This window comes from Mycobacterium sp. MUNTM1 (assembly GCF_054660795.1).
In genome coordinates this window covers 1-23,688 of record NZ_BAAGDE010000059.1, presented here as the reverse complement: position 1 = coordinate 23,688, position 23,688 = coordinate 1, and the positions used below count along the sequence as shown (strand labels likewise).

Sequence of the window (23,688 nt, the reverse complement as noted above, 5' to 3'; positions counted from 1 at the left end):
GCCCGGGCGGTGGGGCCGGGCTAGGCGAGCCGCTGTACGGCGGCGGCGATCCGCTCGTCGCTGGCGGTCAGCGCTACCCGCACGTGCTGCGCACCGCGCGGCCCGTAGAAATCACCCGGCGCCACCAGGATGCCGCGCTGCGCCAGCCAGGCGACGCTGTCGTGGCACGGCTCGCCGCGGGTGGCCCACAGATAGAGGCCGGCTTCGGAGTAGTCGATGGTGAAGCCCGCCGAACGCAGCGCGGGCAGCAGGGCCGCGCGGCGCCGCTGGTAGCGCTCCCGCTGCGCCAGCTCATGGGCGTCGTCGTCCAGGGCCGCCACCATGGCCGCCTGCACCGGCGTCGGCACCATCATCCCGGCGTGCTTGCGCACCGCGAGCAGCTCGGCGACCAGGTCGGGGTCTCCGGCGACGAAACCGGCCCGGTACCCGGCCAGCGACGAGCTCTTCGACAGGGAGTGGATCGCGAGCAGGCCGGCGTGGTCGCCGTCGCACACCGAGGGATGCAGGATCGACAGCGGCTGGTCGTCCCAGCCCAGCCCCAGATAGCACTCGTCAGAGGCCACCACGCAGCCCCTGTCGCGCGCCCAGCCGACCACTTTGCGCAGGTGATCGACGCCCAGGACGCGTCCGGTCGGGTTGCTCGGCGAGTTCAGGTAGTACAGCGACGGCGATTGCGGACCCAGCTGGGTCAGCGAATCCGCGCGCAGCACCCGCGCGCCGGCCAGCCGGGCCCCGACGTCGTAGGTCGGATAAGCCAGCTCGGGCACCACGATCAGGTCCGCGGCGCCCAGGCCCAGCAGCGTGGGCAGCCAGGCGATGAGCTCCTTGCTGCCGATGACCGGGAGCACGGCCGCCGCGGTCAGTCCGGTGATGCCGAACCGGCGGTCCAGCGCCGCGACCGCCGATTCGCGCAGCCGGGCGGTGCCCACGGTGGCCGGGTAGCCCGAGGCCGAAGCGGCCGCGGCCAGCGCCTCCTGGATCACCGGGGCGACCGGGTCCACCGGGGTGCCGACGGAGAGGTCGACGATCCCGTCCCGATGGGCGCCTGCCTGCGCTTTCGCGTCGGCCAGAGTGTCCCAGGGGAACTCCGGCAGGGACGCAGACACCGCAGGCCGGCGCTTTTTGAGCTGGTGCGGCACCGGGTCGCTCAGTCGCCTTCGCCCTGCGGCGGCAGATCCTTGACCACCTGCGGGTCGTTGTCGGTCATGCCGACCTTGGCCGCGCCGCCGGGCGATCCCAGCTCGGCGAAGAAGTCGGCGTTGATCTGCGTGTACTGGCTCCACTGGTCCGGCACGTCGTCTTCGTAGTAGATCGCTTCGACGGGGCAGACCGGCTCGCACGCCCCGCAGTCGACGCATTCGTCGGGGTGGATGTAGAGCATCCGAGCGCCTTCATAGATGCAGTCGACCGGGCATTCCTCGATACAGGCTTTGTCCTTGATGTCGACACAGGGTTCGGCGATCGTGTACGTCACAGACGTCTCCTCCATGCACTAGCTGAAATGTGGGCTGCTGTTCAGCTCGCACCGGCGCGTCCGACCGCTTCCGATGAAGCTTCGGTTACTGATACTAGACGTTGCAGATACAGGTCAACCATTCGGCGCGCCTGTCCGCACATAGATTTAAGACCGACAGTCTCGGGGGCCGCGACCGGGTCCCGTTTCGCCGAGGGCGAACACCGCCGATGGGCCGCTGACCTGCGAAGAGTAACGCCCCCACGGTGGCGGTCGATAGCTCTTGCGTTGCAGGCACTCTCGCGGGGCCTGGTAATCTCAACCGAAAGACGGCAACCGCTGGGCAGATGTTCTCGCCGAAAAAGCGGTGCATTAACTGGGGAAGGTGTCCACACATGAGGCTGTCGTTGAGCAAATTGGGCGTTGCGGTAGGCAGCGCGGCGGTGGCGTTGACGGCCGCGGCCGGGGTCGCCTCGGCTGACCCGTCGGACGCGATCATCAACACCACCTGCAACTACGGGCAGGTCATCGCGGCGCTGAACGCGACCGACCCGGCTGCCGCCCAGCAGCTGAACTCGTCCCCGGTCGCGCAGTCCTACATCCGCAACTTCCTGGCGGCGCCGCCGCCGAAGCGCCAGCAGATGGCCCAGCAGATCCAGGCCATGCCGTCGGCGCAGAAGTACTACGACGACATCAACCAGGTCGCGGTCACCTGTAACAACTACTGACCCGATCGCTTCGCACGAAGCGGTTCAGTAACCGCCGAGCAGGCGGCGTACCCGGCCCAGGGTTTCCGGCCCGACGCGGCTGCGAATGCGTGATGGATCGGCGGGCCTGCGGCCCCACAGCAGCAGCACGCGCGCGGCCGCGTCGGTTTCCAGGGTGGCCGGGCCGTCCGGTTCGGCCAACGCGATGGTGATCTGATCCGGATCGGCGGCCAGCACGACGTCGTCGGTGCCGTCGGCTCGCAGCCGCGCCTCGACGCGCTCGCCCGGCTCCAGCTGCTTGGCCCCCTTCACCAGCAGCGGCCTGCCGACCGCGAGGACACTGTGCGTGGTCATCCACGGCTCGGCCAGCCGGGCCCGGGCGGCCGGCTCGTCGCCGGTGATGTCCCAGCCGTGCAGGACGAGCTCCTCGCGCATGTGTTCGGCGAACCAGGGGACCTTCATGGTGCGGCCCGTCCAGGCGACATCGGTGTCGGCGGGCACCGCTTCGGCCGCCACCGCGACCTCGTTGAGGGTGACCATCCGGTCGGTCAGCGCGTCCCACAGATCCGCATCGTTCAAGGCGCGCAACGGGCCCTCGCGTTCCTCGAAGCCGCGGGTCGCGACGGGCTCACCCGCCAGATGGCCGCCCAGCACCCGGGCGAGCTCTTCGGCGTTGCCCGCCTGATGGACGACGATGTCGCGCACCGTCCACGCTTCACACCAAGTGCCGGCGTCGGGTCCGTGCCTGCGCACCGCATCCGCAAACGGCGCCCACTCGGGAAATCGGTCGTCGTCAATTCGTCGCTTCACGGCTTCGGGTATACCCGCCGCCTGTGACAAAAAAGCGAACTACGCGGCCAGGGTCGTGTAGTCGGTGGTGCGTTGCCGCCCCGGGCGGCCGATGCCCTCGGCGATCGCGATCAGCTCGGCCACTGTCTTGGCCGAGCCGAATTCCGAGCCGGCCATCCGCGAGATGGTCTCCTCCATCAACGTGCCGCCCAGGTCGTTGGCGCCGCCGTTCAGCATCACCTGCGTGCGCTCGACACCGAGCTTGACCCAGCTGGTCTGAATCTGAGATATGCGGCCGTGCAACATGATTCGCGCCAGCGCGTGCACCGCCCGGTTGTCGCGATGGGTGGGCCCGGGGCGCGACGCCCCCGCCAGATACAGCGGCGAGCTCTGGTGCACGAACGGCAACGGCACGAATTCGGTGAAACCGCCGGTGCGGTCCTGGATGTCGCGCAACACGTTGAGATGGCCGACCCAGTGCCGCGGGCTGTCGACGTGGCCGTACATCATGGTCGACGACGACCGCAGACCCACCTCGTGTGCGGTGCTGACGATTTCGATCCACAACGACGTCGGCAACTTGCCCTTGGTCAGCACCCAGCGCACTTCGTCGTCCAGAATCTCGGCGGCGGTGCCGGGGATAGTGTCCAGGCCCGCCTCGCGCAGGCTGATCAGCCATTCACGAATGCTCAACCCGCTCTTGGTCACACCGTTGGCGATCTCCATCGGCGAAAACGCGTGCACGTGCATCGACGGCACCCGCGCTTTGACCGCCCGGACCAGGTCGGCGTAGCCGGTGACCGGCAGCTCGGGATCGATGCCGCCCTGCATGCACACCTCGGTGGCGCCTTCGACGTGCGCCTCCCAGGCGCGGTCGGCGACCTCTTCGGTGGACAGCGAGTACGCGTCGGCGTCACCCTTGCGCTGCGCGAACGCGCAGAACCGGCACCCGGTGTAGCAGATGTTGGTGAAGTTGATGTTGCGGTTCACCACGAAGGTCACATCGTCGCCGACGGTCTCGCGGCGCAGCGTATCAGCAAGGGCAGCAACGGCTTCCAGCGCAGGGCCGTCGGCGGTCGCCAGCGACAGGTATTCGCTGTCGGAGCAGCCGGCGGGGTCGCGTTCGGCGGAGCGCAGCGCGGCGAGCACGTCGGTGTCTAGGCGTTCTGGCGCTTTGGCGCCTTGGGCGGCCAGCTCGTGCACGTGGGCACGGATCGATTCCCAGTCGCCGAAGGCGCTGTCGATATCGCTGCGGGTTTCGGTGTTGCGGCCCTCGCTGTCGATCGCCGCGTTGAGGTCGACCCGGCCCGAGGAGCCGACGTCGTCGGGCTCCTGCCAGGGCATCCCCACCGGGTTGACGTCGCGAGCCAGACCGGTCGCCGGATCGGCCAGCGCCGTCACGTGCCCCTGCACGCGCGGGTCGATCCAGGCCGAGCCCGCCTGCACGTATTTGGGCTGCGCGGTCAGCCGCTGAACCAGCTCGTAGCCGGCCTCGGCGGTGACGGCGGCCAGGTCGTCCAGGGCCGGCCACGGCCGCTCCGGATTCACGTGGTCGGGCGTCAGCGGGGAAACGCCGCCCCAGTCGTCGACTCCGGCGCCGATCAGCGCCAGGCACTCCGCGCGCGACACCAGGTTGGGCGGCGCCTGAATGCGCATCGCGGGGCCGAGCACCAGCCGCGCCACCGCCACGGTGGCCAGGTAGTCCTCGATGCCGGCGTCGGGGACGGCGGCCATCGCGGTGTGCTCCTTGGCCCGGAAGTTCTGCACGATCACTTCCTGCACGTGACCGAACTCCTTGTGCGACTTGCGAATCGCGTGCAAGGTGTCGGCCCGCTCGGCGAGCGTCTCGCCGATGCCGACCAGCAGGCCGGTGGTGAACGGAATCGACAACCGGCCCGCGTCGGTCAGGGCACGCAGCCGGACGGCCGGGTCCTTGTCCGGGCTGCCATAGTGCGCAAGCCCTTTCGTCTCGAACAGCCGCCGCGACGTCGTCTCGAGCATCATGCCCATCGACGGCGCCACCGGCTTGAGCCGCGCCATCTCCGACCAGCTCATCACGCCGGGATTCAGGTGCGGCAGCAGGCCGGTTTCCTCCAGCACCCGGATCGCCATCGCGCGCACGTAGGACAGCGTGGAGTCGTAGCCGCGCGCCTCCAGCCACTCGCGCGCCTCCGGCCAGCGATCCTCGGGCCGATCACCGAGCGTGAAAAGCGCTTCCTTGCAACCCAGTTCGGCGCCGCGGCGGGCGATGTCGAGAATCTCGTCGGGCTCCAGGTACATGCCGGCGCCCTCGGCGCGCAGCTTGCCGGGGACGGTGACGAAGGTGCAGTAATGGCAGGTGTCCCGGCACAGGTGGGTGACCGGGATAAAAACCTTGCGCGAGTAGGTGATCGGCAGCCCACCGCCCGGGCCGCGGCGTCCCGCCGACTCCAGACCCGCGTCGCGCACCCGCGCCGCGCTGGCACACAGATCCGCGAGATCGGCACCCCGCGCGGTCATCGCGACCGCCGCCTCGTCGATGTTCAGCGCCACACCATCTCGAGCCCGTCGCAATACCCGTCGCAGCGCGGAGGCACTGACCTCGGTGGCGGCCTTGGCCGGAACCACAGGGGTAGGCAGAGCGGTAGGCTCCTCGCCCGGAGTCAACAGCACCTTTGTGTAACTTCCCGACGATCGAATTTCATCCGTGCGTCCCAACATGTGAAAGCGTGGCACCCGTTGGCGGGTCCCGTCCGGGCAACAGTCAACAGTAGCGGCACACCCGCGCGGGTAAGCGGGCGACATCCCGGCCGGACGTCAGGCGCCCTGGCCGCGCCGCCACAGCACCCACACGGGCGGTACGACCCCCAGGACCAGCAGCAATAAGGCCGCGTAGGCCATCAGGCCGCGGCCGCCCAGGATGACGTCGTCGGCCGGGCCGCCCATGCTGATCACCGCCACCGTCAGCAGCCAGGTCCACAGCGGCAAGGCCGCGAGCCGCGGCGAGCGGGTCCAGCGACCGGCGGCCCACACCAGCGCCGCGTTGACCAGTCCGGAAATCAGGCCACTGATGGGAAACGGGACCGTCCCGATGTAGAGAGGCAGCAGCAGAGCTCCGGCAAGTGCGGAGAGCACCCCGTCGACCGCCAAGAGGGCCAACACGACGAAACGGATCGCGGGGTCGGTTGCGCCGCCGTCGTCAACGGACGCGACGCGTGGCTTGGTTTCGGTCAGGTCGGGACGCTGTCGATGTTGGACATGATGGAGCCGATAACCCACTGCAGGCTGTCCAGCCGGTCCTGCCAGTGTTGCTGATTAGGGTCCAGGTCGGGGTCCATGCGAATTCCTTCCGTGGCTGCCTGATTGGCAGCCTACCGCGTCGCGGCCGCGGGAAAACCAAGCCCTGCGAGCAGGTCCGTTTCCCAGCCGCGCCCGTCGCGCTCCCCCGCCGCGCCGGCCGCCAGGACGTAGTGCTCGTCGCCCAGTATCGGTATCGCCGCGTTGTTGGACAGCGCGCAGGCCCGACCGGTCGGCCCGACCACCACCTGGGTGGCGTGCGCGGCGAGCGCCGCCCGCTTGGCGTCCCGGGCCGCCGGGGCGGTCTCGACGACGGCGTCGATGTCGGCGTCGGCGTAGCCGAAAGTGAACTCTTCCTTGGGCGGGATCGACCACTCGGGCCGCAGATCCTCGGGCCTCAAGGCGTCCATGGCCGCCTCGAAGGTGCTCGCCGCGAAGACCGACCAGTACAACTTCGGTACGGGCCACGGCTCGCCGGGGAAGTCGGCGCCGGCTCCCGGTCCGGCCGCCGCGACGGCGGCCATCGTCACCCGGTGCGTGTGCACGTGATCGGGATGGCCGTAGCCGCCGCCCGGGTCGTAGGTCACGACGACGTGCGGGCGCTGCTCGCGAATGACGGCCACCAGCGCGCCGACGGCCTCGCGCTCGTCGGCGTCGATGAAGCGTTGCCGGTGCCGGCGGGGGGTGCCGCCCATGCCCGAATCGCGCCACCGGCCGGCGCCCCCGAGGTAGTGGGGCCCGCCGACGCCCAGCGCCCGCAGCGCGGCGGTCAGTTCGCCGATCCGGTAGCCGCCGAGTTGGTCCGCGCGATCGACGGCGAGTTCGGCCCAGCGGTCGCCGATCACCTCGCCCTCCTCGCCCAGCGTGCAGGTGACCACGCGGACGTCGGCCCCGCGGGCGGCGTAGTGGGCGATGGTGGCGCCGGTGCTGAGGCTTTCGTCGTCGGGATGCGCGTGGACGAACAAAAGCCGCGGCGTCTCAGGCATGGACGCACCCTACCGGCAGCTGCGCCGATTTCGGCAGCCCGGCGGCTACCCACCGGTAAGCGGCAGATAGGAACGCGCACGGCTACTATCAAGGGGTGCCTCAGCTAACGGACGCAGACCACACCGGCAGCCGGAGCCGTCGGCGAGGTGAAGTCCTCGAACGCGCCCTCTACGAGGCGACCCTGGCCGAGCTGACCGAGGTCGGTTACGGCGGCCTGACCATGGAGGGAATCGCCGCGCGGGCCCACACCGGCAAAGCCGCGCTCTACCGTCGCTGGGACACCAAGTGCGAGCTGGTGCACGCCGCTTTGGTTTTCGCGCTGCCGCCGCTGCCCGAGCTGCGTTCCGGCCGTTCCGCCCGAGAGAACCTGCTCGCGATGTTCACCGCCCAGCGCGACCTGCTGGCCGGAAAGACCGGCTTTCCCGGCCTGGACGTCATCCATCAGCTGTTACACGAGCCCGAGATGCGGGCCATCTTCGCCGACGCGGTGGTGCGGCCGCGGCTGACGATCGTGGAATCGATCCTGCAGGCCGCCATCGAGGACGGCGACCTCGACCCGAAGGTCGTCACGCCGCTCACCGCCCGCATCGGGTCGGCCCTGATCAACCAGCACTTCGTGCTGAACGGCTCGCCGCCGAACCGGCGCGAGCTGGCGCTGATCGTCGACACGGTAATCCCGCCGCGGGCCGCCGACTGAGGGCGCGGGCTACGGCCCGGTCTTGATCCACTGGCCGGCGTCGCCGACGATGCCGACCGGAACCGCACCGGACAAGCTGACGTTCTGCACGCTCGGGCCGGCCGCGACGATCGTGGTGTCCTGCAGGATCGGCAGCACGGTGGACATGTTCCACAACCGCGGTTCCACTGCGGTGATCACGTCGTTGATGTTCTTGGTGCCGTTGAGGGCCGCGTCGATGTTCGACTGGATGCTGCGATCGCAGATCCCGGTCAGGTTCGACGGAGCCTGCACCAGGGCGTTGGGGTCGGCGGGACGGCTGGGTGGCGGCGTCGTCGTCGGGGTCGTCGATGTGGCGGCCGGGCCGGTGGACGGCCTCGGACCGGCGGGCGTGGCGGGCGCGGGCACCGGCCCGTTGGAGATCGGTACCTGGGTCGATTCCAGTGCGCGACAGCCGTATCGGGAGGCGAGCCGGGTCGCCAGGTTTCCGCCCGCCTGATGCCAGCCGACGATCGCGTCCACCCGGTTGTCGTTCAGCGCGTCGTGGTACAGGGTGACCGGGTCCAGCGCCAGCACGGTCGCGGCGATGCCGACGTTGCGCAACCGGTCGGCGGCCGTATTGGCCACCGCGACCGCGGTCGGGTCGTTCGCCGCCACCCCGATGACCAGTGAAAGCTGTTGGCCGTCCTTGCTGATCCGGCCGCGGATGACCTCGGGCGGCCCGGTGTTCGGCGGGGCTGATGGCGGCGGCGCCGCCGAAGCCGAAGTGTTGGGTTCGACCTTGTATCCGGCGCCCTCCAGCAACGCCAGCGCGGCCGGCGTCGTCATCGCCGGGGGCGCGGTCGGCTCGTATCCCGGGTCGCTCGGCGCGCGGATCTGGGCCTGGTCGAGGGTCACGGTGTTGTCGCTGCCGGCGCCCACGGCGGCGAGCAGGTCGACGTCGAGCAGCCCCAGGATCGCCTTACGCACTTGCGTGTCGGCGAGTTTGGCCTCGGTGGCCCGCAGCGTGAGCTGCATGACCCGCGGCGTCACGATCCGGGCGGTCCGCACGTCGGGGATGGCGGACAGCTGCGCGAAGGCCGCCGAGCCGCCATGCACCTGCGCCACCTGAGTGTCGCCGTTGCGCACGGAATCGGCCAGCGCGGCCGGTGCACCGGCGCGCCGGAAGAGGATGAGCCCGGGTTTGGCCGGCGGCCCCCAGTAGCGGTCGTTGCGCGCCACCAGGATCTCGTCGCGCTGCGGGTCGATGCTTTCCACGCGGAACTGCCCGCCGGTGACCGGAAGCGCCCGGGCCAGGCCGGCCGCGAAGCCCCCGGGCACGTCCTTGACGATGTGCGCCGGAAGGATGTTGCTGAACAGCTCTTTCCACGACGGATAGGGTTCGGCGAAGGTGACCACCGCCTGCTTGCCCCCCTCCAGGGACTGCACGCCGGTGATGAGGTCATACCCGGCCGGGTCGACGACCCCGGGCTGGCTGACCATCTGGTGCCACAGGTACCAGAAGTCGTCGGCGGCGATCGGCGCGTTGTCGGTCCACTGCGCCTCCGGCCGGATCTTGTAGGTCACCGTGAATGGATTCTGGCTGGTCACGTCGGCCGACACCAGCAGCGTCGGGTCCATCTCCCAGCGCGAGCCGGTCGGCGTGTTGGGGTCGGGGACCGGCCGGAAGGCGCTGGGCAACACCAGGGCGCTGATCGCCGCGTTCACCGGCGACAGGTCGGACAGCAGGTGCGGGTTGAAACCCGCGCCGATCGAGTCGATGCCCATGATGATCTCGCTGACCCGAGGCGGCGGCGGCACCGAATTGTGCGGCGTATCGGTGCTCTGCGGGGCCGGCGGCGGGTTGACCGTGCAGGCCGACAGGACGAGTCCGACCAACGAGACCAGGCCGCCGAGCACCATGAACAAGCGGCGGACGCGTCTCGGCACGCCGATCAGGGTATCGAGCAGCTGCCCAGCAGGCCGTCCGACCACCCGGTGTTAACCCCGCGCCTTGGCGCGCGACCGGCTGCGGGCCCGGGAGGTGGCGTCCAGCTCGACCTTGCGCACCCGCACGATCTCCGGGGTCACCTCGACGCATTCGTCTTGCGCGCAGAACTCCATGGCCTGCTCGAGATCGAGCTCGAGCGGGCGGGCCAACGTCTCGATGACATCGGCGGTCGACGAGCGCATGTTGGTCAGCTTCTTCTCACGCGTGACGTTGATGTCGAGATCCTCTGCGCGCGGGTTGATTCCGACGACCATGCCCTCGTAGGTGTCCTGGCCGGGCTCGACGAAGAACTGGCCCCGGTCGGCGAGCTGAATCATCGCGAACGGTGTGATGGTGCCGGCCCGGTCGGACACCAGCGAGCCGGTGTGGCGGGCCCGGATCTCCCCCGCCCACGGCCGGTAGCCGTCGAATACGGCGTTGGCGATGCCGGTGCCGCGGGTCAGGGTGAGGAAGTCGGTGCGGAAGCCGATCAGGCCGCGGCTGGGCACGATGAAGTCCATCCGGACCCAGCCCGCCGCGTGGTTGGTCATCTCTTCCATCCGGCCCTTGCGGGCGGCCATCAGCTGGGTGATCGCGCCGACGAACTCGTCGGGGCAGTCGATGGTCATCGCCTCGAACGGCTCGTGCAACTTGCCGTCGATCGTCTGGGTGACCACCTGCGGCTTGCCGACCGTGAGCTCGAAGCCCTCGCGGCGCATCTGCTCGACCAGCACCGCCAGCGCGAGCTCGCCGCGGCCCTGCACCTCCCAGGCGTCCGGCCGGTCGATGTCGACGACCTTGATGGAGACGTTGCCGACGAGTTCGGCGTCCAGCCGCGACTTCACCATGCGGGCGGTCAGCTTGTGGCCCTTCACCTTGCCCGCCAGCGGCGAGGTGTTCGTCCCGATGGTCACGGAGATGGCGGGCTCGTCGACGGTGATGCGCGGCAGCGCGTGCGCGTGGTCCGGATCGGCCAGTGTGTCGCCGATCATGATCTCCGGAATGCCCGCGACGGCGACGATGTCCCCGGCGATCGCCTCGTCGGTGGGCGTGCGTTCCACGCCTTCGGTCACCAGAAGTTCGGTGATCTTCGCCCCCGTGATGACGGGATGCCCGTCCACCTCGCGCATCCAGGCCACCTGCTGGCCCTTGCGGATCCGGCCCTTGTAGATGCGGATCAGCGCGAGCCGGCCCAGGAAGGCCGACGCGTCGAGGTTGGTGACCAGCGCCTGCAGCGGCGCCTCGGGGTCGCCCTGCGGCGGCGGGATGTGCTCGAGCAGGACGTCGAACAGCGGGTCGAGGTTGTCGCCCTGCGGGTTCTCGCCGTTGGCCGGTTCGGTCGTGCTGGCGATGCCGGCCCGGCCCGAGGCGTACAGCGTCGGCAGGTCGAGCGCGGCCTCGGCGGCCTTCTGCGCTTCCTCGTCGAGGTCCGATGCGACATCGAGCAGCAGGTCGTGGCTCTCCGAGACGACCTCGGAGATCCGGGCGTCCGGCCGGTCGGTCTTGTTGACGACCAGAATCACCGGAAGATGGGCGGCCAGGGCCTTGCGCAGCACGAAACGGGTCTGCGGCAGCGGGCCCTCGGAGGCGTCGACCAGCAGCAGCACCCCGTCGACCATGGACAGTCCGCGCTCCACCTCACCACCGAAGTCGGCGTGGCCCGGGGTGTCGATGACATTGATGACGGTCGTCGTTCCGTCCGCATTCTTGCGATGCACGGCCGTGTTCTTGGCCAGGATCGTGATGCCCTTTTCCTTCTCCAGGTCCCCGGAGTCCATCAGGCGCTCGACCGCGTCGTCACCGCGGTGGTGCAGCGCGCCGGACTGCCGCAGCATCGCGTCAACCAGGGTGGTCTTTCCGTGGTCGACGTGGGCGACGATGGCGACGTTGCGAAATAGCACGTCGGTGATTGTGGCAGCGGGGGCCCCGGATAGCGAACCGGCTGGTAGCCGGTTCGCCCCTTGCCGCCCCGCTACCAGCCCCGCCGGCGTGGTGCGGTGCCGACGAGTTCGCCCTTGGCCGCGGCCTCGCGGCTGCGGTAGACGATGTAGGGCCGGAACAGGTAGACGACCGGGGCGCTGAACACGTGCACCAGCCGGGTGAACGGCCACAGCGTGAACAGCACCATGCCGATCAGGGCGTGCAGCTGGTAATCCAGCGGCGCGTTGATCATCACCTCACCGTGCGGCTGGAATATCCAGATCCGGCGGAACCACATGCCGACGGTGTAGCGGTAATGGAACTCGCCGCCGTGCGGGCCGGTGCCGATCAGATCGCAGTACAGGCCCACCACGATCGCCAGCAGCAGCACCACATACATCACCTTGTCGCTGCGGCTGGTGGCCATGGTCACCGCCGGGCGGGTGAACCGCCGGTAAATCAGCAACCCGATGCCGATCAGCGTGGCGATGCCGGCGGTCGACCCGGCGATGACCGCCTGCAGGTGATAGAAGTGATCGCTCATCTTCATCATCTGGGTGACCTTCGGCGGAACGAACAGGCCCATCACGTGTCCGGCGAACACCGCCAGGATGCCGAAATGAAAGATGGGGCTGGCGATGCTCAGCAGCCGCGACTCGTAGATCTGCGACGAGCGTGAGGTCCAGCCGAATTTGTCGTAGCGGTAGCGCCACCAGGTGCCCACGATCAGCACCGACAACGTGACGTAGGGCGCGATGTCCCAGAACAGGACGTTGCTAAACACTTGGCGTTCCTTTGCGGGGTGGCACGGTCAGGGTAAACGGTTGCAGCCCAACGGCTTCCGCCGGTGGTCCGGCTTTCGCCAGCCGCTCGGCGCGGCGAACCTCCTGATCGGTTGCGGCGGGCAGGGTCTCGCAGACCGCCGCGACCGTCGGCTCGTATGGCGACTCGGCGTCGGCCAGGGCGCCGCGCAGCACGTCGATCGGAACCCGGTGCTGGTCCAGCAGTCGCCGCCCGGCCTCGGGATCGACGGTGGCGGCGAATTCGAGCACCACCGTCAGATGGTCGGGCGCCTCGCCTCCGGGCGGCGTCACACCCGCCTCCCGGTAGGCGGTGGCGAACGCCAGCATCTCGCGGCCGCGGTTGCGGGTGTCCCCCGCGGTCCAGTAGGTCAGGTACATCGTGCAGCGCCGGCGCATGTCGAAGGTGGCGACGTAGTCCATCGCGGCGGCCATCGGCTCGCGGGCGCGCAGCGCCGCGACCGTCTGCCCGAGCAGCGCCGCCGGCGGACCGCTGATGTGGGCGAGCAGCTCGTCGACGGCATCCAGGCGCCCGGCCAACCCGTCGTCGGGGTAGACCAGCAGCAGCGACGCCGCCTGCCACACCAGGCGGTCCTGCATCGCCCGGTTAGCGGAGCGCTCGCGAAGCGCCGCAAGCAGTTTCACCGCTGCCGCCCCTCGGGAAACATCCCGGCGGGCGCCTGGCCGCCGCCCCAGTTGAGCAGGTTCACCCGACCGGACGGCCGCAGGTTACCGGGATCGTCGCCGCGCTGCTTGAGGGTGTGGAAGGTCTCGACGGACACCGGCGTCAGATCCGACTCGTACATGCCGGGCCCGCCGTCACCCGTCAGCGAGCAACCCATCTCCTCGAGGTCGCGCGCCTGCGGCGCGAAGGCGGTCGGAATGACGTAGCGCTCTTCGTATTTCGCGATGGCGAGCAGCCGGTACATCTCGTAGATCTCTTCTTCGGTCAGGCCGACCGAATGCGGGATGTGTGGCTGGGTCTCGCGGCCGAGGTTGATGTCACGCATGTAGGAACGCATCGCGGCCAGCCGCCGCAGCACGCCCTCGACCACCGCGGTGTCGCCGGCGGTGAATAATTCGGCCAGATACTGCATCGGGATGCGCAGCGCGTCCAGCGCGCCGAACAGGTTGCCGAGGTCCTCCCCGTCGTGCCCGTCGCGGCTGACCGCGTCGACCACCGGCGAGAGCGGCGGGATGTACCAAACCATCGGCATGGTGCGGTATTCCGGGTGCAACGGCAGCGCCACCTTGTAGGTGTGGATCAGCGCATAGATCGGGGAACGTTGTGCGGCCTCGATCCATTCGTCCGGAATGCCCTCCGCCCGGGCGGCTGCGATGACCTCCGGATCGCCTGCGTCCAGCAGGATCTCGCACTGCGCCGGATAGAGATCGGTCTCCTTCTCTACCGACGCCGCCTGAAGCACCCGGTCGACGTCGTAGAGCACCACGCCCAGGTAGCGAAGCCGCCCCACGCAGGTCTCCGAACAGATGGTGGGCAGGCCGACCTCCATCCGGGGGTAGCACAGCGTGCACTTTTCGGCCTTGCCCGTCTTGTGGTTGAAATAGACCTTCTTGTAAGGACATCCGGACACGCACATCCGCCAGCCGCGGCAGCGGTCCTGGTCGACCAGCACGATGCCGTCCTCGCTGCGCTTGTACATCGCGCCCGACGGGCACGACGCCACGCAGGACGGGTTGAGGCAGTGCTCGCAGATGCGGGGCAGGTAGAACATGAAGGTTTCTTCGAGCGAGAGTTTGACCTCTTCGCTGACCTTCTTCAGGATCGGGTCCTCGGACAGGATCTCCGGCGACCCGGCCAGGTTGTCGTCCCAGTTCGGCCCCCACGAAATCTTCATCGGCTCACCGGTTATCAGGCTCTTGGGTGCGGCCGTCGGGAAGGTGTCACCCGCGGGTGCCGTGGTCAGGTTTTCGTAGTCGTAGGTCCAGGGCTCGTAGTAGTCGCCGATGAGGGGCAACTTCGGGTTGGCGAAGATCCGCAGCAGCTTGTGCAGGCGGCCGCCGTCGCGCAGCCGCAGCCGGCCCTTCTTGTCGCGGATCCAGCCTCCGCGCCACCGCTCCTGGTCCTCATAGGTGCGTGGATAGCCTTGTCCGGGACGGGTTTCGACGTTGTTGAACCACACGTATTCGGTACCGGACCGGTTGGTCCAGGCCTGCTTGCAGGTCACCGAACAGGTGTGACAACCGATACACTTGTCGAGGTTCATCACCATCGCCAACTGCGCCATGACCTTCATCGCGGTCCCCCCTTTCGCGCCGTTTCGGTGCGCATCAGTACCGCACCTCCTGGCTGCGACGACGCACCACGGTCACCTCGTCACGCTGGTTACCGGTCGGCCCAAGGTAGTTGAACGCGAACGCGTGTTGGCCGTAGCCGCCGGCCAGGTGGCTCGGCTTGATGCGCACCCGGGTCAGCGCGTTGTGGTTACCGCCGCGCTTGTTGTTGGTTTCGGAGCGCGGCGTGTCCACGGTGCGCTCTTGGACGTGATAGACGAATACCACGCCGTCGGGCATCCGGTGGCTGACGATCGCCCGGCACACGTAAATGCCGTTGACATTCACCGCCTCGACCCAATCATTGTCGCGCACTTGAATTTTCGCCGCGTCTCCCGGGCTCATCCACATCGTCGGGCCACCGCGGGACAACGAGAGCATGTACAGGTTGTCCTGGTAGGTGGAGTGGAACGACCACTTCGAGTGCGGCGTCAGGTAGCGGACGGTGAGCCCGATGCCGTCCTCGCATGCGCCGAGTGTGGGCTGGCCGAACAGGCGTGCCATGTCCAGCGGCGGCCGAAAGACCGGCAGGTGCTCGCCGAGCTCCTCGATCCAGTCGTGCGCGAGATAGAAATGCATTCGCCCGGTGAGGGTGTGGAACGGTTTGAGGTTTTCGATGTTGATGGTGAATGGCGCGTAGCGACGGCCACCCGTCTCGCTGCCCGACCACTCCGGGCTGGTGACCACGGGAACGGGCCGCGCCTGGGTGTCGGCGTAGCTGATCCGCTTGTCCTCGCTGCCCTCGGCCAGATGCACCAGCCGCTGACCGGTGCGCTTCTCCAGTTCGTGGAAGCCCTCGACCGCCAGCCGCCCGTTGGTCGTTCCGGACAGCAGCAGCAGCACGTCTGCCATCCGCGACGCCGTGGTGATGGCCGGACGGCCCGCCGCCACACCGGATTTCAGCACCCCGAACTTGGCGGCGAGCTCCTCGACCTCGCGGAAGGGGTGCACCGTGATGCCCTTGGTGGTCAGTCCGAATTTGTCGACCAGCGGGCCCAGGGTGAGCCACTTGTCGTAGATGGCGGTGTAGTCGCGCTCCACCACGGTGAGCTTGCCCATCGTCCGCCCCGGCACCGGCGTCGCGCCGGAGTGCAACCAATCCTGCTCGGTGCCATCGGGATAGGCCATCGCGTCCGGGGTGTCGTGCTGCAGCGCGGTGAGCACCACGTCGGTGCGGGTGCCCAGGTGGTCCTTGGCCATGGCGCTGAAGGCGCGGGCGATCGCGCCGAAAGCGTCGAAGTCCGAACGGGTTTCCCACGGCGGATCGGTCGCGGCGCTGAACGCATGCACGTAGGGGTGCATGTCGGTGCTGGCGATGTCAGCCTTCTCGTACCAGGTCGCCGCGGGCAGCACGACGTCGGACACCAGCGTCGTCGAGGTCATCCGGAAGTCGATCGACATCATCAGGTCGAGCTTGCCCTCGGGGATGTCCCCCTCGCAGACCACGTCGGCGGGCCGGACCCCGTCCTCCGGCGGCAGCGCCGAAGCGTTGGAGTCGGTACCCAGCAGATGGCGCAGGAAGTACTCGCCGCCCTTGCCCGACGATCCGATCAGGTTGGCGCGCCAAACGGTAAGCACGCGCGGCCAATTCACGGGATTGTCGGGATCGGTCACGGCGAGCCTCAGCTTGCGTTGGCCGAGCTGTTCGGCGACGTAGTCGGCGACGTCGCGATCGGCGGCGCGTGCCTCGTCCGCGACGTCCAGACTGGACCGGTCGAATTGGGGGTAATACGGGCTCCACCCCATGGCCACCGAGGACGCCAGCAGATCCATGGTGTGCTTGCCCGCGAACCTGCCCCGGCCCACCGGGCTGGTCAGTTTGTCCGCGCCGTAGCCGTCGTAGCGCCACTGGTCGGTGTGTGCGTACCAGTACGACGCGCCGGGCACCTGCCGCGGTGGGCGCACCCAGTCGGTGGCCATCGCCATCGTCTGGAAACCGGTGAGGGGGCGCACCTTTTCCTGGCCGACGTAGTGGGCCCAGCCACCGCCGTTGCGGCCCATCGATCCGGTCAGCATCAGCAGCGCGAGCACCGCACGGTAGATCGCGTCGCTGTGGAACCAGTGGCAGATGCCGCCACCCATGATGATCATGGAGCGGCCCCCGGATTCCTCGGCGCTGTGCGCGAATTCCCGTGCCACCCGGATGGCCTGGGCGGCCGACACGCCGGTGATCGCTTCCTGCCATGCCGGGGTGTTCTGCTGGGTGGCGTCGTCATAGCCGGTGGGCCATTCGCCGGGCAAACCGGGCCGCGCCACGCCGTATTGGGCGAGCATCAGGTCGAAGACGGTGCACACCAGGTGTTTACCGATGCGGCGCACCGGGACACCCCGCGCCACGGTGGTGCCCTCGCCGTCGACGGTGTTGAAGCTGGGCAGGTGGACCAGCGCGCTGTCCTCATCCCCGCCGCGGTGGTGGGCGTCGCGCACGCTGAGCGCCGGCGTCAGGTCGCCGAGGTCGAGATTCCATTTCCCGACGCCCGATTCGCCGTACCGGAACCCCAGCGAACCATGCGGCACCACAACCGAATCGGTGCTTTCGTCGAGCACGGCGGGCTTGAGCGCCGCGTTCTCCACGGCCTCCCCCAGATCCGCGGCCGTGAGGTTCTTTCCCGGCACCAGCATGTCGCCGCGTTCCTCGAGCTTGATCAGAAACGGCAGGTCGGTGTAGCGGCGCGAATAGTCGGTGAAGAACGGAACCTGCTTTTGCACATAGCATTCCGAGAGGATGACGTGGCCCATCGCCATGGCCAGCGCCCCGTCGGTGCCGGCCGCACAGGGCATCCACTCGTCGGCGAACTTGGTGTTGTCGGCGTAATCCGGGCTGACGGTCACCACCTTGGTGCCGCGGTAGCGCGCCTCGGCCATCCAGTGTGCGTCGGGCGTGCGGGTGATCGGGACGTTGGAGCCCCACATCATCAAATACGCCGCGTCCCACCAGTCCCCGGATTCGGGCACGTCGGTCTGGTCGCCGAAGACCTGCGGCGAGGCGACCGGCAGGTCGGCGTACCAGTCGTAGAACGACGTCATGGGGGCGCCGATCAGCTCGAAGAACCGCGAGCCCGCGGTGTAGGACACCATCGACATCGCGGGGATCGGCGAGAACCCGGCGACGCGATCCGGCCCGTAGGTCTTGATGGTGTGCACGTGGGCGGCGGCGATCAGCTCGGTGGCCTCGGCCCAGGTGACCCGGACCAATCCACCCTTCCCGCGCGCCTGCTGATAGCGGCGGCGGCGCTCCGGATCGGACTGGATGTCGGCCCAGGCCAGCACCGGGTCGCCGAGCCGCGCCTTGGCCTCCCGAAACATTTCGACCAGCACGCCCCGGGCGTACGGGTAGCGCACGCGGGTCGGCGAGTAGCTGTACCAGGAAAACGACGCACCACGCGGACAGCCGCGCGGCTCATACTCGGGCCGGTCCGGCCCCACCGACGGGTAGTCGGTCTGCTGGGTCTCCCAGGTGATGATCCCGTCCTTGACGTAGATCTTCCACGAGCACGATCCCGTGCAGTTCACCCCGTGCGTGGAGCGAACCACCTTGTCGTGGCTCCAGCGGTCGCGGTAGAACACGTCGGCTTCGCGGCCGCCCTCCCGCGTCACGGTGCGCAGGTCGGCCGAGATCTCGCCCGGCGTGAAAAACCGCCCGCTGCGCTCCAAGAGCTCCTCGAGCACTCCGCCAATGTGAGGTGTGACAGTCAAGAAGTACTCCTCCAATTCGGTAGCGTCGCGCCTCGTAGGCGGGCCGTTCGTTCGACCCGGCGTGCGTTGTGTTCGGCAATCAGCCCATTGATCCACCCGCCCGCACCAGCTCGGATCGGCTCAACGCTCGGCATTTCAGGCCCGCGGGCTGGGGGGCGATACAGCACCAGCATAGGTCTGCGCCGAGGGCGAAATCAGGTCCGCCGCGCGTGGACAAAATACGTAAAAAGGCGTCATGAGCATCGGTTTTTGCGCACCCTTCAGCGTCCCGGCCCGGCGCCGAGGCCGTGACGGGACGGGACGGTCTGAACAAGCATTCGGCTCGATATCGGCACGCACATCCAGGGCAGCTTCGTGTGGCGTCGTTATTACAAGTCATATTGTTCTATTCAGTTCACTGCGAAGACCTGCAACGCGGCTGTACATAAGCTGCCGGAAGTCTGTGGACTTGTTATGAGGCACCGGTCAAAGGGCCCGGGCCAGGTCCCCCAACCAGCCACGATCGGCCGGAACCCAGTCGAGATCGCGCAGCTCAGCCGCCGTGATCCAGCGCAACGCGCGATGATCGCGGGCGTCGGGCTCGCCGCGAAGCAGGCGCACCCGGTAGGCCCGCAGCGTGAACCGCCCGTCCACCGCGACGTCGGCGCCCAGCCGGTCGCCCACCACGACGTCGCCGACCGCCAGGCCCAGCTCCTCGGCCAGTTCGCGGGCCAGCGCGTCACGCTCGGTTTCTCCCGGCGCCACCTTGCCCCCGGGCAGCTCCCAGCGGCCGGCCAGCTCCGGCGGACGGACACGTTGTGCCACCAAGACCTTGGAGTCGCAGATCACGGCGCCCGCGACGACGATCTGGGTCGGCATGGCCAGTGACGGTATACCGTCAGGGCCCGCAGCCCGGCACGGCGCCCTCGACCGGCGAAGACCAAATTCATCTCGAATGGCATCGAACCCATCCGAAATGGATCGAATTCCCTTGCGGCACAACGGTTCCGTTCCGGTTTCGGCGTCGGCGTGGGATACTCGGTCGTAGCCGGTCACTATCTCTATCAGGCACTTCCAGGAATGGGGGTTGGACATGACCACCGAACCCGCACCGACGTTCTCCCGCACATTCAGGGGCTATGACACGGACGCGGTCGATACCTACATTCAAGTGTTGCTCGCCAAGCAGAAGTTCCTGACCGACGAAGTCCAGAACCTCAGGGCCCAGCGAAACGAATTCGGCGATGAAGCGGTCGCACTGCGGATCGAAGTCGCCTGCCTCAAGGACGAGGTCGCCCTCCTCTCAGACACCTCGCCGTCGCCCTACGCGATGCAACATCGGATGGCGAAGTTGCTGCGGCGTGCGCTCGATGAGATCTCGCAGATGCAAGACGAGTCGCGCGCCGAAGTGGAAGGGCTGATCGCCCAGGCCGAGGCCGAGGCGGAGGCCGCCCAACAAGAGCACCGGGAGTTGCTGGTGGACATCGCCGCGCAACGCAAGGCGCTGGAGACGGAGTGCGAGGCAACCAGGCAGGAGCTCGACGCCGAACTCGCCAGGATGCGCGCCGAAGCCCGGTCGGCGATCGATGAGGCGTGGCAGGAAGCCCAGCGCGAGCGCGACCAACTGCTCGCCGAGGCAAAGCAGCGGGCTCGCCATTCCGATGAGCAGGCCCGCAAAGCGCTGGGTGAGGCTAACCAGCGGCGAATCATGATCCTGGAAGAACTCATGGGCGTGGCCCACGACCTGCAAAGGGTTCCGGCGATCCTCGAGACGGCATACCAGGAACGAAACAACCCGCCCGAGGAAAGCGTGGTGGTGCAGCTGGATCAGAAAAGCCCGGCACCGGGTCCGGCCGTCGCCTCGTAAATAGCCATTCCGTCGGGAAGGGCCGCGAATTCGTCTCCCGCGGCAAGGCTGACGACGGTATAACGTCGGGTGTATGGCTGTGTTAACGGATGAGCAAGTAGACGCCGCACTGCCCGATCTCAACGGATGGGAGCGCGCCGACGGCGCCCTGCGCCGCTCCATCAAATTTCCGAGTTTTCTCGCCGGCATCGATGCCGTACGCCGGGTGGGCGAGCACGCGGAGAGCAAGGACCATCACCCGGACATCGATATTCGTTGGCGGACAGTGACTTTCGCCCTCGTCACACACTCCGAGGGCGGCATCACCAACAACGACATCGACATGGCCCGCGACATCAACGGCATCGTCGACAACTAGACGGCGGCGGCGCCCGCCTGCGCGGTCTGCCGGCTGCCGCTAACGGCGATCCAGATCAACGTCGCCACCGCCGCCACGATGTAGATCAGCCCCGCCCACGCCAGGTACCAAGGCCGGCTCATCTGCCAGATGGTCGGTTGGGCGAAGCTCAGCAACCACGGCACGCCGATCACGGCGAGTGCCAGCCAGCCCCAGCCCACGATGCGCGCTCCGCGCAGCTCGCGCAGCGGGCCGTGGATCGCCCAGATCATCAACGGCACCAGCCACACCCAGTGGTGGGTCCACGAGATCGGCGAGAGCAGCAGCCCGAACAGCTCCACCACCAGGAGCCGGCCCAGCCGATCGGCGGAGTCCAGGGCGCGCCAGGCCAGCGCGGCCAGCACCGCCGTGACGGCGACGGCGGCCAGCAGCAGCGGGCCGAATCCCACGTCGTGGCCCAGGATCCGGGAAATGCCGCCGCGCCAGGACTGATTGAACGAGGTGGCGATGGGACCCACCCGATGGGCATCGCCCAACAGGTCGGTGAAGTAGTAACGAGTCTGATCGCCGACCACCAGGACCGAAATCCCAATGGTGGCAACGAAAATGACCGCGGAGAACACCGCGGCACCCCACCGGCGGGCGCCGACCAGATAGACGCCGGAGATCGCGGGGGTCAACTTGATCCCGGCCGCCACGCCCACCAGTAGCCCCGACAGCCACCACCGAGTCGTGAGGACAGCCCACAGCACCGCGGTCATCAGCAACACGTTGACCTGTCCGTAATCGAATGTGCTGCGCAGCGGTTCGATCCAGATGGCGACCGCCGTCCACAACATCGCGACACGCCGGCCGGCGCCGGCGGCCACGCCCATCAGGCGCTGGCTGAGCCGGACCGCGCCGTACAGCGCGGCCATGGTGGCGACCTGCCAGAGGAAGGCGACGAGGCCGAACGGCAAGAGGTGCAGCGGGTAGAAGACGACCGCCGCGAACGGGGGGTAGGTGAACGGCAGCGGGAAGTCCGGCGTCTGGTCGGCGTAGACGTAGCTGTACAGGGTGCCGGGGTGGTCGATCGCGGCCGACCCGCCGAGGTACACGTGCAGGTCGACGAAGTTCGCGCCGTTGGGAGCCAGATACGTCCATGCCAGCCGCGCTGCGATGCTCGCGATGAGCAGCATCGGCGCGGCCGCCTGAAGGAGACTCGCCAACCGCTGGGGCGTGGGTGCCGCCGGAGCGGCCGAGGTGGTGTCTATCCGCCCGACTTTAGCGAGCGGGGTACGCGCCGCGGCGCCGTCGGTCCCCACTCAGCTTCGTGCAGGGCTGTTTTCGGCCGTTCGGTCACCCTTCTCACTCGTATCAATAACGACTCTATAAATGCCACACGTGTCACTTGAGTCCCATCTGCATCAAAGTAACTTCAGCGCCGGACCTGTAATCGATCAATCAGGGAGAGTCATGCCAACCATCTGGACTTACATGCGTGCAGCCGCCGTCGTGGTCGGTTCGTCCGCAGCGCTATTGACGGGCGGTATCGCCCACGCCGACCCCGTGCCGGCCCCGGCCGTGCCGAACATTCCGCAGCAGCTGATCAGTTCGGCGGCCAACGCACCGCAAATCCTGCAGAACCTCGCGACCGCACTCGGCGCCACGCCGCCGGCGGCTCCGGCCACTCCGGGTATCAGCTTCCCGGGTGTTCCGGCGGCCACCGCTCCGGCAACCGCGGCGGCTCCGGCGGCGGGTCTTCCGTCGATTCCCGGACTGACCGCGCCGACCAGCCCCGCCGGCCAGGTGCCTTCTCCGGCGGCCAACCCGTTCGTTCCGGGGCTGGCGCAGTCGGCGACCCCCGCCGCGCCGTCGACGGCGACCGGCGGTATTCCGGGGATGATCCAGGGCCTTACGGGTGCGCAGCCGGCGGCTGCGGGTCCCGCCGCCCCGTCCGCTCCGTCGATCCCGGGCCTGCCCGCGATCCCTGGGCTGTCCTCTCCGGCGGCACCGGCCACTCCGCCGGCTCCGCAGCTTCCGCAGGCGCAGGTCAACATGCCGGCGATGCCGGCCGGCCTGCCGGTCAGTGTGCCTCCGAAAGTGACGCTCCCGCAGGATCTGCCGGCGCTCGCTTCGGGTCAGGCTCCGGCCGCACCCGCGGCACCGGCGGCACCCGCGCCGGCGGCCAGCCCCGCCGGACCGGTATCGCCGCTGTTGGCCGCCCTGCCCTGATCTGCTTCGTAACCGGCTAAACCACTACCGAGAACCGGAGGACACACACCGTGGCAACCACTTGGAATCTGTCCAAAGGTTTGGCCGCTGTCGTCACGGCATCGGCTGTCGCGTTCGGGCTCTGCCCGAGCGCGGCAGCCGACCCGGCGGCACCGCAGCCGACACCGCAACCGAACGCGACCCCAGGACTGCCGGGCCTGCCTGCCCTGTCGCAGCTGAGCCCGCTCATCCAGCAGGCGGCCACCGACCCGCAGCAAGCGACACAACTGCTGATGGCCGCGGCGCAAGCCTTCGCGCACAATCCGAGCACGCCCAACGAGTCGAAAAACGTTGCGGCCGCGGTTAATCAGTTCGTCGCCGAGCCCAGCGCGCCAACACAACACGTGCCCGCGGAAGGGGTGGAGCCCGGTTTGCAGGCCCACCTGCCGGCCGGCATCAACCCGGCCCACGCGGCCGGCCCGGCACCCGCGGCGGCACCCGAGGCGGCCCCCGCTCCCGCCGCCGCTCCGGCACCCGCCGCCGCGCCCGCTACGGCTCCGGCACCCGCTGCGGCTCCGGCGCCCGAGGCGCACCTGCCGGCCGGCATCGACCCGGCCCACGCGGCCGGTCCCGCGCCCGCCGCGGCACCCGCCGCACCGGGTCCCGTCCAACCGGCCAACGTGCCTGCCGCGGCTCCGGTCCCGGCGCCACCGGCCCCGGCCGCAGCACCACCCCCGCCCGCAC

At 68.7% G+C, this 23,688-nt stretch carries 19 protein-coding genes and 1 pseudogene; 6 read left to right on the top strand and 14 right to left on the bottom strand.

The features are described 5' to 3' along the window. Window positions 1–20: 20 nt before the first annotated feature. Both dapC and fdxA read right to left on the bottom strand, forming a co-directional pair. Window positions 21–1,106 carry a succinyldiaminopimelate transaminase gene (gene dapC, locus ACYQ8K_RS25245; RefSeq protein WP_459973346.1) on the bottom strand — a complete coding sequence of 362 codons (1,086 nt, stop codon included), beginning with the start codon at window positions 1,104–1,106 and terminating at the stop codon, window positions 21–23. Between the two features lie 41 nt (window positions 1,107–1,147). After that, on the bottom strand, window positions 1,148–1,474 hold the full coding sequence (gene fdxA, locus ACYQ8K_RS25240) for a ferredoxin (protein ID WP_459973344.1): 327 nt from the start codon (window positions 1,472–1,474) through the stop codon (window positions 1,148–1,150). A 374-nt stretch (window positions 1,475–1,848) separates the two neighbouring features. On the opposite strand from fdxA, the gene ACYQ8K_RS25235 reads away from it, so the two are divergent. Further along, complete coding sequence (locus tag ACYQ8K_RS25235) at window positions 1,849–2,181, top strand: hemophore-related protein (RefSeq protein WP_007773659.1); 333 nt, start codon at window positions 1,849–1,851, stop codon at window positions 2,179–2,181. Window positions 2,182–2,205: 24 nt separating this feature from the next. Here the strand turns inward: ACYQ8K_RS25235 and ACYQ8K_RS25230 are convergent, their stop codons facing one another. From ACYQ8K_RS25230 to mshB, 4 genes are all read right to left on the bottom strand, one after another. After that, the gene (locus ACYQ8K_RS25230; RefSeq protein WP_459973342.1) at window positions 2,206–2,970 is read right to left on the bottom strand and encodes a maleylpyruvate isomerase N-terminal domain-containing protein; all 765 of its coding nucleotides are present in this window, start codon (window positions 2,968–2,970) and stop codon (window positions 2,206–2,208) included. A gap of 39 nt (window positions 2,971–3,009) precedes the next feature. Continuing rightward, window positions 3,010–5,649, bottom strand: coding sequence for a bifunctional FO biosynthesis protein CofGH (locus ACYQ8K_RS25225; protein WP_459973340.1), 2,640 nt, complete (start codon window positions 5,647–5,649; stop codon window positions 3,010–3,012). A 96-nt stretch (window positions 5,650–5,745) separates the two neighbouring features. Next, window positions 5,746–6,207: a hypothetical protein gene (locus ACYQ8K_RS25220; RefSeq protein WP_459973339.1), complete on the bottom strand. Its 462-nt coding sequence runs from the start codon at window positions 6,205–6,207 to the stop codon at window positions 5,746–5,748. Window positions 6,208–6,299: 92 nt separating this feature from the next. Beyond that, window positions 6,300–7,211, bottom strand: a complete 912-nt coding sequence (gene mshB / locus ACYQ8K_RS25215) for an N-acetyl-1-D-myo-inositol-2-amino-2-deoxy-alpha-D-glucopyranoside deacetylase (RefSeq protein WP_459973337.1) — start codon at window positions 7,209–7,211, stop codon at window positions 6,300–6,302. A 95-nt stretch (window positions 7,212–7,306) separates the two neighbouring features. Between mshB and ACYQ8K_RS25210 the strand changes: the two genes are divergently transcribed. Continuing rightward, on the top strand, window positions 7,307–7,909 hold the full coding sequence (locus ACYQ8K_RS25210) for a TetR/AcrR family transcriptional regulator (protein WP_459973335.1): 603 nt from the start codon (window positions 7,307–7,309) through the stop codon (window positions 7,907–7,909). 9 nt (window positions 7,910–7,918) lie between these two features. On the opposite strand, the gene ACYQ8K_RS25205 is transcribed toward ACYQ8K_RS25210, so the two are convergent. The 7 genes from ACYQ8K_RS25205 to ACYQ8K_RS25175 all read right to left on the bottom strand — a co-directional run bounded on the left by ACYQ8K_RS25205 (window position 7,919) and on the right by ACYQ8K_RS25175 (window position 19,426). Next, window positions 7,919–9,823 (bottom strand): ABC transporter family substrate-binding protein, encoded by a 1,905-nt coding sequence (locus tag ACYQ8K_RS25205; RefSeq protein ID WP_459973364.1) that lies wholly within the window; start codon window positions 9,821–9,823, stop codon window positions 7,919–7,921. Between the two features lie 45 nt (window positions 9,824–9,868). After that, window positions 9,869–11,758: a translational GTPase TypA gene (typA, locus tag ACYQ8K_RS25200; RefSeq protein WP_459973333.1), complete on the bottom strand. Its 1,890-nt coding sequence runs from the start codon at window positions 11,756–11,758 to the stop codon at window positions 9,869–9,871. Window positions 11,759–11,829: 71 nt separating this feature from the next. After that, entirely contained in the window at window positions 11,830–12,561 is a 732-nt protein-coding gene (gene narI, locus ACYQ8K_RS25195) for a respiratory nitrate reductase subunit gamma (protein WP_459973331.1), read from the bottom strand. After that, window positions 12,554–13,222, bottom strand: coding sequence for a nitrate reductase molybdenum cofactor assembly chaperone (gene narJ, locus ACYQ8K_RS25190; protein ID WP_459973330.1), 669 nt, complete (start codon window positions 13,220–13,222; stop codon window positions 12,554–12,556). Before narJ ends, narI begins: the two co-directional genes overlap by 8 nt. Next, window positions 13,219–14,835, bottom strand: a complete 1,617-nt coding sequence (narH, locus tag ACYQ8K_RS25185; RefSeq protein ID WP_459973328.1) for a nitrate reductase subunit beta — start codon at window positions 14,833–14,835, stop codon at window positions 13,219–13,221. Before narH ends, narJ begins: the two co-directional genes overlap by 4 nt. A 34-nt stretch (window positions 14,836–14,869) precedes the next feature. Further along, complete coding sequence (locus tag ACYQ8K_RS25180) at window positions 14,870–18,568, bottom strand: nitrate reductase subunit alpha (protein WP_459973326.1); 3,699 nt, start codon at window positions 18,566–18,568, stop codon at window positions 14,870–14,872. 465 nt (window positions 18,569–19,033) lie between these two features. After that, complete coding sequence (locus tag ACYQ8K_RS25175) at window positions 19,034–19,426, bottom strand: (deoxy)nucleoside triphosphate pyrophosphohydrolase (protein ID WP_459973324.1); 393 nt, start codon at window positions 19,424–19,426, stop codon at window positions 19,034–19,036. A 214-nt stretch (window positions 19,427–19,640) separates the two neighbouring features. Here ACYQ8K_RS25175 and ACYQ8K_RS25170 point away from each other — a divergent pair, with 214 nt between their 5' ends. Together ACYQ8K_RS25170 and ACYQ8K_RS25165 are read left to right on the top strand one after the other, a co-directional pair. Continuing rightward, on the top strand, window positions 19,641–20,414 hold the full coding sequence (locus ACYQ8K_RS25170; RefSeq protein WP_459973322.1) for a cell division protein DivIVA: 774 nt from the start codon (window positions 19,641–19,643) through the stop codon (window positions 20,412–20,414). Between the two features lie 73 nt (window positions 20,415–20,487). Next, the gene (locus ACYQ8K_RS25165; RefSeq protein WP_459973320.1) at window positions 20,488–20,772 is read left to right on the top strand and encodes a 4a-hydroxytetrahydrobiopterin dehydratase; all 285 of its coding nucleotides are present in this window, start codon (window positions 20,488–20,490) and stop codon (window positions 20,770–20,772) included. Here ACYQ8K_RS25165 and ACYQ8K_RS25160 read toward each other — a convergent pair. Then, window positions 20,769–22,055 carry a mannosyltransferase gene (locus ACYQ8K_RS25160; RefSeq protein WP_459973319.1) on the bottom strand — a complete coding sequence of 429 codons (1,287 nt, stop codon included), beginning with the start codon at window positions 22,053–22,055 and terminating at the stop codon, window positions 20,769–20,771. The genes ACYQ8K_RS25165 and ACYQ8K_RS25160 overlap by 4 nt on opposite strands. A gap of 151 nt (window positions 22,056–22,206) precedes the next feature. Here ACYQ8K_RS25160 and ACYQ8K_RS25155 point away from each other — a divergent pair, with 151 nt between their 5' ends. Both ACYQ8K_RS25155 and ACYQ8K_RS25150 read left to right on the top strand, forming a co-directional pair. After that, entirely contained in the window at window positions 22,207–22,965 is a 759-nt protein-coding gene (locus ACYQ8K_RS25155; protein ID WP_459973317.1) for a hypothetical protein, read from the top strand. 50 nt (window positions 22,966–23,015) lie between these two features. Next, window positions 23,016–23,688 (top strand): annotated as a pseudogene (locus ACYQ8K_RS25150) (hypothetical protein); the annotation flags it as partial.